Genomic DNA, 13,492 nt, shown 5'->3' with positions numbered 1-13,492 from the left:
GACATGGAAGAGCGCGTAAAAATCACGGTAGAGGGCGGCATCGCCGATGTCCGGCTGAATCGTCCGGACAAGATGAATGCGCTTGATCCCGCGATGTTTGCTGGGCTGAACGCAGCCATCGAAAAGCTCTCCGCCATGAAGGACGTCCGGGTCGCTGTTCTGTCGGGTGAAGGCCGTGCGTTCTGTGCCGGGCTGGACATGGGCTCAATGGCGGGGGGCGGCTCCGGCAATGATCTGGGCGCGCGCAGCCATGGGGTGGCGAATACCGCACAGAACGTGGCGTGGGGCTGGCGTGCGTTGCCGATGCCGGTCATCGCCGCGGTTCATGGCGTGGCGCTCGGCGGTGGGTTCCAGATCATGTCTGGTGCTTGCGTGCGTATTGCGCGGCCGGACGTCCGCCTGTCCATTCGCGAAACCTATTGGGGACTGGTGCCCGATATGGCCGGGCTCGCCTTGTGGCGCACTCTGGCCCGCGATGATGTGTTGCGTGACCTGACCTACAGCGCCCGCGAGTTCACCGGCGAACAGGGCGAGGGCTATGGCTTCATTACCAAGCTCGCGGACGACCCACGGGCAGCTGCGTTTGAGCTGGCGCGCGAGATCGCCGGTCGCAATCCGGAGGCGGTGAAGGCGTCGAAGCGCCTCATCAACCTGATGGCGGATGGCGATACGGCGACCATGCTCCAGGCCGAGAGCGACGAGCAGATCAAGCTCATGCGTTCGCCCAACCAGGTGGAGGCCGTCCGCGCAAACATGGAAAAGCGCGCACCGGTTTTCGTGGACTGAGGTCGTTCGGCAGCAGCCCTTGCTGAAGCCTGGCGCCTTGATCGGTGAGATGCGCTCATGGTGTCTCCATGGGCGCATTTCGCCGTGCGCGGCACAAAAGCGCTCGTGGTCGGTTGAGTCACCCAAGCCATCAATGACGGGAGACTAACCATGGCAGACGCACTGACGGGCACTGCGAACAGTGTCACGGGCAAGGTCAAGGAAACCGCAGGAGCGGCGACCGGGGATCGGTCGATGCAGGCAGGCGGCATGTTCGATCAACTGAAGGGCGCGGTTCAGAAGGCCATGGCGCCCGGAGCGGATGGACAGCCGCAGGCGATGGGCCAGGCGAAGGCCTTCGCCAAGGAGCGTCCATGGGCAACCGCAGCGCTAGTCGGCGTGCTCGGACTTGCCACGCTTGGAACGCTCCGCGGCAAGTAAGGCGTTCGGGACACTGACGGTGCGTGCTAGCTCGCAGGGCGGGTTAGCACGCACCGTCGAGGTATTTTGCGCCACTGCGGCGCGACTGACGCGGTGGCATTGCCATGCGCTATCTCGGTTTTGACGGCTGGTTCGGCCAACGCCTTCGAGAGCCTTGCTGTGGCTCAGCCCTGAAGATCGCCCTTTACCCGCATCCCTTCAAGCCGGGTAACAAACTCCGCAGGCAAGCTTTCTCCCTTCGGGTCGGTCATCACGATCGTCGTGTCGCAGGTTGCGATGCACTTGCCTGACTGGAACATGGCGGCGAGCATTTCGAAGCTCCGGTTGCCGATCCGACCGATGCCCAGTGCGATCTCCACGTCTTCGGGGAAGCTGCCCTCCGCCAGATAGTTGATCACGTTCTGCGCCACGACCGCGCGGAAGGTACCTTCTGCCATCTTGCCACGGTTTACCCGGCCAAGCTGCTGGTTCATCCGCACTCGCGCGTCTTCGAACAATGCCGCATAAGCGACATTGTTGAGATGCCCCATGGTGTCGAGATCCTGGAAGCGGGTCTGCTTCACTTCGAGCTTAGGGTAGGAATCGGGCGAAAGGCGCCAAGGGGCGGGGCGGGACATGAGGGGCTCCGGAGCTGAATAGAGAAACCCCGCTGGCGAAAGGTCTGGCAGCGATCGTGTCGCACGCAGACCTGATCGCCACCGGGGTTTCGGTCAGATGATATCGTCGGACCGCAGCCCGGGAGGGAGTTCAGTTCGCCAGAGGCGGCGCCGGGAACGTTCCCGTCCGGGCCTGCCGAGGCCGTATGCGCGCGGCATGCGGCCTCGCAGTGCTATCAGCGGGGTGCCATGCGGATGGCGCCGTCGAGGCGGACGTCCTCGCCGTTGAAATAGCCGTTCTCGATCATCAGGGTAGCGAGCGCGGCATATTCCTCCGGGTTGCCGAGGCGCTTCGGGAACGGCACGGAGGCGGAGAGCGCGTCCTTCACGTTCTGCGGCGCACCCTGCAGCAGCGGGGTGTTGAAGATGCCCGGAAGGATCGTGTTGACGCGAATGCCTTCGTTCATGAGGTCGCGTGCGATCGGCAGGGTCATGCCGACCACGCCGCCCTTCGATGCGGAGTAAGCGGCCTGACCGATCTGGCCGTCCTCAGCCGCGACCGACGCGGTGTTGACGATTGCGCCGCGATCGCCATCCGGCAGCGGATCGAGCGTCATCATGCCCGCGGCCGACTTGGCGATGCAACGGAAGGTGCCGACGAGATTGATCTGGATGATCCAGTTGAACGCATCGAGCGGGAAGTGCTTGATCGAGCCGTCTTCCTTGCTGCGGCTAGCCGTCTTGATCGCGTTGCCGGTGCCGGCGCAGTTGACCAGGATACGCTCCTGACCGATGGCTTCGCGCGCCTTCGCGAAACCGGCGTCGACCGAAGCTTCGTCCGTCACGTTAACCTTGCAGAACACGCCGCCGAGTTCCTGCGCGAGCGCTTCACCCTTTTCTTCCTGCAGATCGAAGATGGCGATCTTGACGCCTTTGGAGGCGAGCAGGCGAGCCGTCGCGGCTCCGAGACCCGAGGCGCCGCCGGTGATGACGGCCGAAATGGTATTGTCGAGCTTCATTGGTGGTTCCCCTCCCAAAGATGTGCCCCCGCGTGAACGGAGGCACAGTCCGGTCCCCGCAGGTGCAGGGACACATTGTTCAGCTGGTTACGCTAGGTTCAGGCCGCGGCCTTCGCCTCGCCCTGATAGTCGCAGTTCTCGATGATCGTGACGTTGGCGACACCGCCGCCTTCGCACATCGTCTGCAAGCCATAGCGGCCGCCGCGGCGGCGCAGCTCGTGCACCAGCGTCGCCATCAGCTTGGTGCCCGAAGCGCCCAGCGGGTGGCCGAGCGAGATCGCGCCGCCATTGACGTTGAGCTTGTTGGGATCGGCCTTGGTGTGCTCCAGCCAGGCGACCGGCACCGAGGCGAACGCTTCGTTCACTTCATAAAGATCGATGTCGTCGATCGAGAGACCCGCCTTCTTCAGCGCCTTGTCGGTCGCAAACAGCGGCTCTTCCAGCATCACGACCGGGTCGCCCGCCGTGACAGTGAGGTTGACGATCTTCGCCAGCGGCTTGAGGTTGTACTTCTTCAGCGCTTCCTCGCTGACGATCAGCACCGCGCTCGCGCCGTCGCAGATCTGGCTCGACGACGCGGCGGTGAGGACGCCGTCTTCCGACAGCTTCTTCACGCCGGCCATGCCCTCGGCCGAGGCGTCGTAGCGGATGCCCTCATCGGAAGTGTGTACTTCCTTGCCCTCGGGGGTCTCGATCTCAACCGGGACGATCTCGTCCTTGAACTTGCCGCCCTGCGTGGCGGCGACCGCCTTGCGATGCGAGTTGAGCGAATAATCGTCGAGCTGTTCGCGGGTGTAGCCGTACTTCTTGGCAATCATCTCCGCACCAGCGAACTGGTTGAAGTTGATGCCCGGGAACTTTTCCTCAAGGCCCGGCGACTTGTTCTTGCCGAGACCGGCATCGTAAAACAGCTTGTAGGTCGAACCCATCGGCACGCGCGTCATGCTCTCGACGCCAGCCGCGATCACCACGTCCTGCGTGCCCGACATCACTGCCTGCGCCGCAAACTGGATCGCCTGCTGCGACGAGCCGCACTGGCGATCGATCGTGACCGCCGGGGTTGACTGAGCCAGCTTCTTCGAGGCGAGCACGGCGTTTCGGCCAACCTGGCCTGCCTGCTCACCACCCTGGCTGACGCAGCCCATCACCACGTCGTCCACAGCATCACCGGGAATCCCGCTACGCTCGACAATTGCATCCAGAACCTGCGCTGCCAGATCAACTGGATGGACCCCCGCGAGCTTGCCCCCGCGCCGACCACCAGCCGTCCGAACTGCGTCGACGATATACGCCTCAGCCATCTTCCGACTCTCCATAACAGATGTTATCCCGGTCGCCCATGTGGCGCGATTTCACGCGCACGGCAAGAGGTGGAGAGGCGAATGAACGTATCCGAGGCTGTGAAAGAGCGGCGCTCCGTCCGCGGTTTCCTCGACAAGGAGGTGCCGATGGACGTGCTGAAAGAGCTGGCGTTGCAGTCTGCAAGGGCGGCGACCGGCGGTAACATCCAGCCTTGGCATATCGATATCGTTGCCGGCGCGAAAATGGATGACCTGAAGGCGATCATGCGCGGCAAGCTGGAGCGCCGGGAGACCGAAAAGCCTGGTTATGACATCTATCCGCGCGAAATGACCGAGGCGACGAAGAAGCGCACCTTCCAGATCGGCGAGATCATGTACGGCCATCTCGGGATCCCACGCGAAGACAAGGCCGCGCGTGCCCAGTGGTTCGCGCGTAACTTCCAGTTCTTCGGCGCGCCGGCTGCCTTCTTCGTAACCGTCGACCGGCGCATGGGACCTCCGCAATGGGCGGATCTCGGCATGTACCTGCAGAATCTGATGCTGCTTGCTGTGGAGAAAGGCCTCGCAACCTGCCCCCAGGAATGCTGGGCCGTGTATCCGAATACGGTTGAAGGATTTCTCGGCACACCCCCCGAGCGCATGCTCTTCTGCGGCGTAGCGATCGGGTATGAGGATCCCGAGGAACCTGCCAACCGCACCCGCGCACCGCGTGCACCCGAGGAAGAGTGGCTAACCGTGCTCGCCTGAGCGTACGGCTGTACACAATCAGTTTTGGACGTGTCGCAAATCACGGGCCGGGCACGAAAAATGTCCGGCTGGCGGGTTGTGTGATGCGGTTCGGCCAAATCAGGTCGGGTCGCGCCTCCCGCCACGACAGGCGCGTCGTTCAGGCTCCGGCGGGTTTGGCTTCGTCCAAAGCGGCGAGCACCATGCGTTCCCAGACGGCGGGATCGCCCACGTTCGCCATCGCGGCGCTGGGTGCCCGCAACGTGTGGAGAACCGCAACCGCAGCGTCACGGTAATCAGGCCAGGCTGCGTCAACGGCGCCGCTGGCGGATTCCTGATCACCATGGCCGTTCGCGCTTAGCCGCTCGCCGGCGAGCACGCGGGCGATGCGCTCTACCAACGGGCCGGTCGCAATATCCATGGTCGCTTCTCCTTTGTCTGGGAAAGCAACCGATCACGCGGCGTCCGGTTGCAGGACGCCGCGTGGATTGTGCCTCAGACCTGTGCGGTCGCGCGCGGTCCGCCGCGCCCACGACCACCACGACCGCGACCGCCGCCGCCACTCCCGCCGGCACCGGGACGACCGCCGCGCCGGCTGGCGTTCGCATAATCGCGCGTCGCGGTCGGGGCATGGGTGGCCTTCGGCCGTGCCGGGGGGCGGGGACCGCGCGGACGATCTTCCCGCGGTGCCGGATCTGCGCCGATGGATTTCACGCGAGCCGCCTTCAGCGCATCGGCGCGCTTCAGGAAGTCCGCGGGCAGTGCCCGCTGCGGCACCTTTTGACGCGTCAGCTTCTCGATGTCCTTCAAGTACGGCCGCTCGTCATCGGCGCAGAAGGAGATGGCAATGCCGCTCGCGCCAGCACGCGCTGTGCGGCCGATGCGGTGGACGTACTGCTCAGGCACGTTCGGCAGCTCGAAGTTAAAGACGTGGCTCACGCCAGAAATGTCGATCCCGCGCGCGGCGATGTCGGTTGCGACCAGGATCGGCACCTCGCCGCTCTTGAACGCCGCGAGTGCGCGCTCCCGCTGCGGCTGGCTCTTGTTGCCATGGATCGCATTGGCAGCAATGCCGTTGCCCGCGAGCAGCTTCACGACACGATCGGCGCCGTGCTTGGTGCGCGTAAATACCAGGGCACGATCGATGCCTTCTTCCTGGATCAGGATGGTCAGCAGTGCCTGCTTCTCTGCCTGGTTGACGAGCACGACCTGCTGTTCAACCCGTTCCGCCGTCGTGGAGGCGGGCACGACAGACACGGTCTGAGGGTCGTGCAGGAACTTGTCGGCAAGCTCCCGAATGGAAGTGGGCATGGTGGCCGAGAAGAACAGCGTCTGACGGCGGCGGGGGACCATCTTCACGATCTTCTTAAGCGCGTGGATGAAGCCCAGATCGAGCATCTGGTCTGCCTCGTCGAGAACCAGGATCTCCAGCATCGTGAGATTGCAGAAGCCCTGTTCCACCAGATCGAGCAAGCGGCCCGGCGTGGCGACAAGGATGTCGACGCCGCGCGACAAATCCTGCCGGTTCTTGTTGATGCTGGTGCCGCCGAAAACGGTGGCGACCGTCAGCCGCGAATTCCGTGCGTATAGCTTCGCGTTGTCAGCAATCTGGCTCGCCAGTTCCCGCGTAGGCGCCAGCACAAGCATCCGCACGTGCGTGGGAAGGACGCGCTTTTCGCTGCTCAGGAGCCGTTGGATGGACGGAAGAACAAAGGCCGCAGTCTTGCCAGTGCCGGTTTGCGCAATCCCGAGCAGGTCGCGGCCAGTGAGCACGATGGGGATTGCATCCCGTTGAATCGGAGTAGGGGTCTCATAGCCCTTCGTTTCGAGCGCACGGACGAGCGGCTCGGCGAGACCAAGATCTGAAAACGACATTATATACCTATGGTAGCGGCTCGTGCGCCGAACCGGCGCACGAGAAGCGGGGAAATTGACACCCCGCGTGATCTGGGAAGCCGGTTCAATCGACCGAGACGGAGCCGGGGCCAGGGGCCCGATCACGCTGCCGACGTCTCGATGCAGCATTATTTGCGATCGATCAGGGCGCAAGTCAAGATTTGCCGCGCCGACAAGACTAGGGAACCGGCCAGATACACCTTTACCAGGCTTCAACAGTTCTGCTGCATTTGGCCGATGATGCCCCGCAATACCGTTCTTGCTACCCTGCTGATCGTCGTTCAGATCGGCGCGGGTATGGCCAGCCTTGCGCTGCTCGCCTTTGCGCCCCCGGCGCGTGGCGAAATGTTGTTGGTGCCGATGACGGATGACCTTCCCGTCGCGCGGCTCGCCCGCAACGCAGATGCGGCGTTGGTGGATCGGGGACCGGGCGCAGGGCTCATCGTCCGGGGTGATCGCGAGGCCCTGTTCTGGCCATTGCTGCGAGCCGGCGTACTGACGATGGCAGCACCCGCCGGCGGATGCGGAGGCGATCGATGATGTCGTCGCTTGATTCGCTGCGGATCCGCGCGGTTCGTCTCCTGGCAGTAGTCAGCTGGCTCTGCGTGCCGGCCCTGTTCGCCTGGGGGCAGGCGCTGGATCTGCCCAACACCGGGTTCGCGGTTGCTGCTGCAGTCCTCGTCAATGTGACACCGCTAATCCTCACGGTGCGCGCGCCGCATGCTCTGGCCACCCGGTTGAGCTTTGCAGTGCTCGCGGCGCTGCTGCCGGCGGTCTACGTCTTTCTTCTGACGGGCAACCCCTGGCAGATGGACGCGCACATGTACTTCTTTGTCGCGCTTTCTGCGCTGGCGCTGATGTGTGACTGGCGGCCGCTCGCTCTAGCGTCGGTGCTGATCATCCTGCACCATCTGCTGCTATCCTATGCGATGCCATTGTGGGTGTTCCAGGATGGCGGCGCGATATCGCGAATCCTGATTCACGGACTTGCCGTTGCGGCACAATGCGCGGCGCTGATCTACCTTGTACGCCGGCTGCAGGCGATGATCCTGGCTCAGGACGCAGCACGGGTCGAAAGCGAGCAACTCGCGCATATCGCGGAGGTCGAGCGGGAAAAGGCCGTCGACTCCCTTGCGGCCATGAAGCTGGCGGAGGAGCAGTCCGCATTGGAGCGTGAGCGGCGCATGTGGGCAGAAGCGCGACTTGCTGACGAGCGCCGCAGCGCGCTGATGGCGCTGGCGGACGATTTCGAGCAGTCCGTTTCCAGTGTCGCCATCGCCATCGAAGGTGCCGCGGCGGCGCTGGAGGGCTCCGCGGCGACCCTGACGCGGATTGCCGCTGACACGGGGCGGCAGGCCAGCGAGGTGGCGGCTGGTGCTGCCCAAGCTGCCGGCGCGACCCAGGATGTGGCAACCGCCGTTCGCCGGCTGACCGACTCAATCGGCGACATTGCGGAAAGCGCTAACGCTCAGGCGGAACTCACTAGCGCGGTGCGCAGCAACGCGGATGCCGGCAAGGGAGCCGTTCTCGACCTTGCGGAACGTGCCGGCGATATCGGTGGGCTCGTCAACGAAATTCACGAGATTGCGACTCGTACCAACCTGCTCGCCCTGAACGCCACCATTGAGGCGGCTCGTGCCGGGGAAGCAGGGCGCGGGTTTGCGGTGGTTGCCGGGGAAGTAAAACAGCTCGCCGGCGGCACTGCGCGGGCGAGTGGCAAGATTGTTGCCCTGATCGAAGGCGTTCGGGACGGTGTACGTGCGACAGAGGCGAACATTGTCGGTGCGGCTGATGCCGTATCGCGGGTCGCCACCACCGCAGGCGATATCAAAGGCGCTGTAGCGGACCAGCGCGAGGTCGCGTCAGACATCGAGCGGACCGCGCATGAGGCAGCGCGCGGCGTGGACATGATCGAACAGCGAATCGCTCGCGTCGCGACTGTGGCGAATGAGACCAACACCTTGGCGTGCCAGGTGCGAGAGGCAGCGGGCGCCTTGTCTGATCACGCCCGTTGTCTCCGGCGCAGCACCGACGGTTTTGTCGACCACCTCCGCGGCGGGAGCCGCGCGGCGGCGTGATCGCGTAGACTCCGGCGCGGCCGATTTCTGGGGCAGCGGCGATCACCATCGGGGAGCAAAGAAAAGGGACGGATGGGATGCCATCCGCCCCTTAGTTTTGTTGAAACGGCGTAAGCCCCGTCGCCGTTCAGAGCTTGCGACCGATCACTTCCTTCATGATCTCGTTCGTGCCGCCGTAGATCCGGCTGACCCGCGCGCCACGCCACATGCGGGCGATCGGATATTCGTTCATGTAGCCGGCGCCACCGTGCAGCTGGAGGCACTTGTCCATGACTTCCCACTGGAGGTCGGTGTGCCACAGCTTGGCCGCGGCGCCTTCCTCGTTGGTCAGTTCACCCTTGAGATGACGCGCGATCGCCCAGTCGAGGTGTGCCCAGCCGACCTGTAGCTTCGCCTTGAGGTCAGCGAGGACGAACTTGGTGTTCTGGAAGTCGAACACGGTGCCCTTGAACGCCTTGCGCTCTTTCACGAAAGCAACCGTGTCGTCGAACGCCTTCTGCGACGAGGCCATGGTGCTCACCGCGATCGACAGGCGCTCCTGGGGTAGCTGGCTCATCAGGTAGATGAAGCCCATGCCCTCCTCGCCCAGGCAGTTGGTGATCGGCACGCGCACGTCCTCGAAGAACAGCTCCGAGGTGTCGGCGGCGTCCTGACCGATCTTGTCGAGCTTGCGGCCCTTGCTGAAGCCTTCACGGTCGCTCTCGACCAGGATGATCGACATACCCTTATAGGCGGGCTGGGCATCGGGATCAGTCTTTGCCACCACGAGCGTCAGATCGGTGTTCTGGCCGTTGGTGATGTACGTCTTCGAGCCGTTGATGACGTAGTGATTGCCGTCCTTGCGCGCAGTGGTGCGGATCGACTGAAGATCGCTGCCGGTGCCAGGTTCGGTCATCGCGATCGCGGTGATCACGTCGCCCGATACCATCTTGGGCAGCCATTCCTTCTTCTGCTCTTCCGACCCGTAGGTCTCCATGTAACCAGCGACGATGTCCGACTGGAGCGAGAAGCCGGCGGGGACGCCCGAATAGGCCATTTCCTCGTCGACGATCGCGTTATAGCCGAAGTCGAGGCCGAGGCCGCCATATGCCTCCGGCACGGTTGGGCAAAGCATCCCGACCTCGCCGGCCTTCTGCCAGAAAGCCTTGGGAACAAGGCGATCCTTTTCCCACTGGTCCGCGTTCGGAACGCCTTCCTTGGCCAGGAAGCTGCGCACGGTCTGGCGGAACGCCTCGTGATCCTCGTTGTAAGCGAACCGGCCCGCGATCTGGTCGAGCGACATTGAAGAAACCCCTCCGAAAACTGATTGCTTCTTCTCGCGACGCGGCCGCAGAGGGTCAAGTAACTTTTGTTATGGTGGAGTGCGGATGCGGTGCGGGCCTCGACTTCCGCTGCGGCGCAGGCCTATGCCAGTAGCGAAAGAGAGGTAACGGATGAAACTTGCGAGCCTGAAACATGGTCGTGACGGCAAGCTCGTCGTGGTATCGACCGATCTCGCGTGGTGTGCCGATGCGACGCATATCGCGCCCACCCTGCAAGCGGCGCTTGACGATTGGGATCGGCTGCTGCCGGACCTTCAGAATCTTTCCACCGATCTCGATCATGAGGTGATCCCGCGGGAGCGTTTTCATGAGCGCGATGCAGCGTCACCCTTGCCGCGTGCCTATCAATGGGCAGATGGCTCAGCCTATGTGAATCATGTCGCGCTGGTCCGGCAGGCGCGGGGGGCGGAAATGCCTGAGACCTTCTGGCACGATCCGCTGATGTACCAGGGCGGCTCCGATGGCTTCCTGGGCCCACGCGAAGCGATCCCGCTGGGCGACGAAAGCTGGGGCTGCGATCTGGAAGCTGAGGTCGTGGTGGTGACGGGCGACGTGCCGATGGGGGCCAGCCGCGAGGAAGCGCTGGCGGCGGTCCGGCTGGTCGGCCTGACCAACGACGTGTCGTTGCGCAACCTCATTCCGGGTGAGCTGGCCAAGGGCTTTGGCTTCTTCCAGTCCAAGCCGGCGTCCGCCTTCTCGCCGGTGTTCGTGACGCCGGACGCGCTGGGTGACTGGTGGCAGGATGGCAAGCTGCACCGCAAGCTGATGGTCGACCTGAATGGCCAGCCGTTCGGCCGTGCCGAGGCGGGCGAGGACATGACATTCGATTTCGGCACGCTGATCGCGCATGCGGCGAAGACTCGCGCGCTTGGCGCGGGGACGATCGTCGGGTCAGGCACCGTATCGAACCGCGATGCCGATGGCGGGCCGGGCAAGCCGATTGCGCAGGGCGGCGTAGGCTATTCCTGCATCGCCGAGGTGCGCACGATCGAGACAATCGCGGGTGGCAAGCCGATGACGCCGTTCCTGAAGAAGGGCGACACCGTCCGCATCTGGGCGGAGGATGACCGGCATCATCCGATCTTCGGCGTGATCGAACAGACGGTCGGCTGACGTAACAGGTATGGGGCGGGTATACCCCTCCCATGCAGTTCGCGTTGCGTCAGCCGCGCGGCAGATCGTGCCGGACGGGATCGCCGGCCGGATCGGTGATCGCCAGCATCCGGGCGATCGCGACGGGGCGGTTGGGATCGCCCTGATGCGCCTCTAGGTCGAGCGTGACCGCACGGCGGCCGATGCGGCGGGGCACGACGCGCGCGACTAGCGGCAGCGTGGCGAGCGCGGGCGCGAGGAAGCGGATCTCGATATCGAGCGGGCGGAACGCCGCGTCGATCGAGGACACGCCGGCATGTTCGAGCAGGCCGGCGATGACGCCGCCATGATAGGCCGGCAGCGGGGCGCCGACATGTTCGACCCGCGGCTGCATGACCAGCCCCTCCGGCGTGGCTTCAGCAGCGAGATAGTCAGCGAAAGAGGCCGCGGGCGATGGCGGCAGCACGTCGTGCCGTTCATCCATCCGGCCCGGCACGCCGCCCGGCATCGAGCCGATCAGATAGCGCGCGACGGCGGCGCCGACCGGCTGGCCTTCGGCGACCAATCGGCCCCGCGACAAGGCGAGATCGCCCTCGCGTGTAACCTCGTCGATGATGCAGCTGATGGGAGCGGCGGGGAGCGGGCCAAACCAGTCGACGCGAAGGTCCAGCGTCATCATCGGGGTGGGGCGTGACAGCGTGGTGAACACACCGCCGGCGGTCGCCTGGTCGGCCAGCACCAGTGCGGCGCCTCGCGAGACCCGCCCTTCGGCATCACAGGTGGCCGGCAACGCAGCATCGAGCGATGTCGATACCGGCTCACCAATAGTGGCGCGCTGCCACATTCCGAGTGCCGCGCAGGCCGGAATGGTGCGCAGATGCTGGTTCGGTTCGCTGCCCGGAAAGCCGGGGTAGAGTTTCTCGGGGTCGTGTCGGCTCACTTGGCGCGATACCGTATGGGAAGGTGTTTCATGCCGCTGACGAAGCTGGCGCGGGTCCAGGAGGGGTCGCCGGCAAGCTCAAAGTCGTCGAAGCGGGCGAGGAGTTCTTCAAACAGGATACGCATCTCCAGCTTGGCGAGGTGCTGGCCCAGGCACAGGTGCGGGCCATAGCCGAACGCGAGGTGCTGCCGTACGTTCGCGCGGTCAACCCGGAAGGCGAACGGCTCGTCGAAGACGGCGGTGTCGCGGTTGGCCGACGGATAGGCCATGACGAGGCCGTCGCCGGCCTTGATCGGCATGCCGCCAACCTCCGCATCCTTGGCCGCGGTACGGAAGAAATGCTTCACCGGGCTGGCCCAGCGGATCATCTCCTCCACCGCATTGGGCAGCAGCGAGGGATCGTCGCGCAGCTTCTGCATTTCGGCCGGGTTACGGATCAGTTCCAGGAGGCCGGCCGATGATGACGAGCTGGTCGTGTCGTGCCCCGCGGCAGCGATGATGAGGTAATAGCTCATCGCCTCCATGTTCCCCATCGGCGAGCCATCAGTGAGAGTCGCATTGGCGATGATGGTGGAGACGTCCTCGCGCGGATTGGCCTTGCGATCGGCAGTGATGCGATCGCACCAGGCGTTGAATTCGGCGATGGTGGCGAACAGACCGCCCATTTCCTCTGGCCGCATGTGATCGAAATCCTGCGCGCCGAACACTTCCTGCGTGATCTTCATCAGGAATTGCTCATCCTCCCGCGGCACGCCGAGCGTCAGCATGATGACGCGCAGCGGGAACCAGATCGCGACCTCGCTGGCGAAATCGCATTGGGTGCCGAGCGCGGCCATATGCTCCACGCTTTCGCGGGCGAGCGCGCGGATGTCCTCTTCCAGCTGCTTCATATGCTTGGGCGAGAAATAGCCCTGCGTCATGGCGCGGAAATGCTTGTGGTCGGGATTGTCCATGCTGACGAGGTTGCGCGTCAGTTTGTTGCCGCCGGTCAGCGCCATGATGCGCTCCTCATCGGCGATAGTGGCGAGCGTCAGGCGCGGATCGTTGAGGAAGGTTTCATTATCGAGTTCGACGCGGCGGATGTCGGCGTGACGCGAGACCGTCCAGAACGGGCGATAACCCTCCGGCTCGCACCAATAGACGGGCGCTTCCTCGCGCAGATATTTGAAGATCGCGTGGTAGCGTTCCTCATGCGCGTAGCTGTCGGGATCAACGATCGCGGCGTCGAACGCGGCCTTGTCGGTGGGCAGCGGGACGTGTGGGGTCACGCCGATCTGGGGCTCGCGGCTGAGGGCGGCGGTGGCCATGCGGTCTCT

General features: G+C 64.3%; 14 protein-coding genes. 6 read left to right on the top strand and 8 right to left on the bottom strand.

Features of this window, described 5'->3' with window-relative positions:
• The first annotated feature begins 3 nt into the window (after nt 1-3).
• Both LQ954_RS10840 and LQ954_RS10835 read left to right on the top strand, forming a co-directional pair.
• Nucleotides 4-786, top strand: coding sequence for a crotonase/enoyl-CoA hydratase family protein (locus LQ954_RS10840; protein WP_231023074.1), 783 nt, complete (start codon nt 4-6; stop codon nt 784-786).
• A 150-nt stretch (nt 787-936) separates the two neighbouring features.
• Entirely contained in the window at nt 937-1,206 is a 270-nt protein-coding gene (locus LQ954_RS10835) for a CsbD family protein (protein WP_227772934.1), read from the top strand.
• A 164-nt stretch (nt 1,207-1,370) separates the two neighbouring features.
• Here the strand turns inward: LQ954_RS10835 and LQ954_RS10830 are convergent, their stop codons facing one another.
• The 3 genes from LQ954_RS10830 to LQ954_RS10820 form a co-directional block, all read right to left on the bottom strand.
• Entirely contained in the window at nt 1,371-1,823 is a 453-nt protein-coding gene (locus LQ954_RS10830) for an acyl-CoA thioesterase (RefSeq protein ID WP_231023072.1), read from the bottom strand.
• A 215-nt stretch (nt 1,824-2,038) separates the two neighbouring features.
• Nucleotides 2,039-2,821 (bottom strand): SDR family NAD(P)-dependent oxidoreductase, encoded by a 783-nt coding sequence (locus LQ954_RS10825; protein WP_227772936.1) that lies wholly within the window; start codon nt 2,819-2,821, stop codon nt 2,039-2,041.
• 98 nt (nt 2,822-2,919) lie between these two features.
• Nucleotides 2,920-4,122 (bottom strand): acetyl-CoA C-acetyltransferase, encoded by a 1,203-nt coding sequence (locus LQ954_RS10820; protein ID WP_231023070.1) that lies wholly within the window; start codon nt 4,120-4,122, stop codon nt 2,920-2,922.
• 81 nt (nt 4,123-4,203) lie between these two features.
• On the opposite strand from LQ954_RS10820, the gene LQ954_RS10815 reads away from it, so the two are divergent.
• Entirely contained in the window at nt 4,204-4,869 is a 666-nt protein-coding gene (locus tag LQ954_RS10815; RefSeq protein WP_231023068.1) for a nitroreductase, read from the top strand.
• Nucleotides 4,870-5,008: 139 nt separating this feature from the next.
• Here the strand turns inward: LQ954_RS10815 and LQ954_RS10810 are convergent, their stop codons facing one another.
• Together LQ954_RS10810 and LQ954_RS10805 are read right to left on the bottom strand one after the other, a co-directional pair.
• Nucleotides 5,009-5,269: a hypothetical protein gene (locus tag LQ954_RS10810; protein ID WP_231023066.1), complete on the bottom strand. Its 261-nt coding sequence runs from the start codon at nt 5,267-5,269 to the stop codon at nt 5,009-5,011.
• Nucleotides 5,270-5,343: 74 nt separating this feature from the next.
• On the bottom strand, nt 5,344-6,723 hold the full coding sequence (locus tag LQ954_RS10805; RefSeq protein WP_231023064.1) for a DEAD/DEAH box helicase: 1,380 nt from the start codon (nt 6,721-6,723) through the stop codon (nt 5,344-5,346).
• 261 nt (nt 6,724-6,984) lie between these two features.
• On the opposite strand from LQ954_RS10805, the gene LQ954_RS10800 reads away from it, so the two are divergent.
• Entirely contained in the window at nt 6,985-7,284 is a 300-nt protein-coding gene (locus LQ954_RS10800) for a hypothetical protein (RefSeq protein WP_231023063.1), read from the top strand.
• Nucleotides 7,281-8,822, top strand: coding sequence for a methyl-accepting chemotaxis protein (locus LQ954_RS10795; RefSeq protein WP_227772942.1), 1,542 nt, complete (start codon nt 7,281-7,283; stop codon nt 8,820-8,822). Before LQ954_RS10800 ends, LQ954_RS10795 begins: the two co-directional genes overlap by 4 nt.
• A 127-nt stretch (nt 8,823-8,949) precedes the next feature.
• Here the strand turns inward: LQ954_RS10795 and LQ954_RS10790 are convergent, their stop codons facing one another.
• Nucleotides 8,950-10,104 carry an acyl-CoA dehydrogenase family protein gene (locus LQ954_RS10790; RefSeq protein WP_227772943.1) on the bottom strand — a complete coding sequence of 385 codons (1,155 nt, stop codon included), beginning with the start codon at nt 10,102-10,104 and terminating at the stop codon, nt 8,950-8,952.
• Nucleotides 10,105-10,255: 151 nt separating this feature from the next.
• Here LQ954_RS10790 and LQ954_RS10785 point away from each other — a divergent pair, with 151 nt between their 5' ends.
• On the top strand, nt 10,256-11,257 hold the full coding sequence (locus LQ954_RS10785) for a fumarylacetoacetate hydrolase family protein (RefSeq protein WP_231023061.1): 1,002 nt from the start codon (nt 10,256-10,258) through the stop codon (nt 11,255-11,257).
• Nucleotides 11,258-11,306: 49 nt separating this feature from the next.
• On the opposite strand, the gene LQ954_RS16270 is transcribed toward LQ954_RS10785, so the two are convergent.
• Nucleotides 11,307-12,176 (bottom strand): PaaI family thioesterase, encoded by an 870-nt coding sequence (locus LQ954_RS16270; protein WP_231023059.1) that lies wholly within the window; start codon nt 12,174-12,176, stop codon nt 11,307-11,309.
• On the bottom strand, nt 12,173-13,483 hold the full coding sequence (locus tag LQ954_RS10775; RefSeq protein ID WP_231023057.1) for a cytochrome P450: 1,311 nt from the start codon (nt 13,481-13,483) through the stop codon (nt 12,173-12,175). The genes LQ954_RS16270 and LQ954_RS10775 overlap by 4 nt, the downstream gene beginning before the upstream one ends.
• Nucleotides 13,484-13,492: the final 9 nt, after the last annotated feature.

The organism is Sphingomonas sp. IC-11 (assembly GCF_021043365.1).
Classification (GTDB): domain Bacteria; phylum Pseudomonadota; class Alphaproteobacteria; order Sphingomonadales; family Sphingomonadaceae; genus Sphingomonas.
The sequence above is the reverse complement of the archived record's forward strand: the minus strand, read 5'-3'. Positions and strand labels throughout refer to the sequence as shown.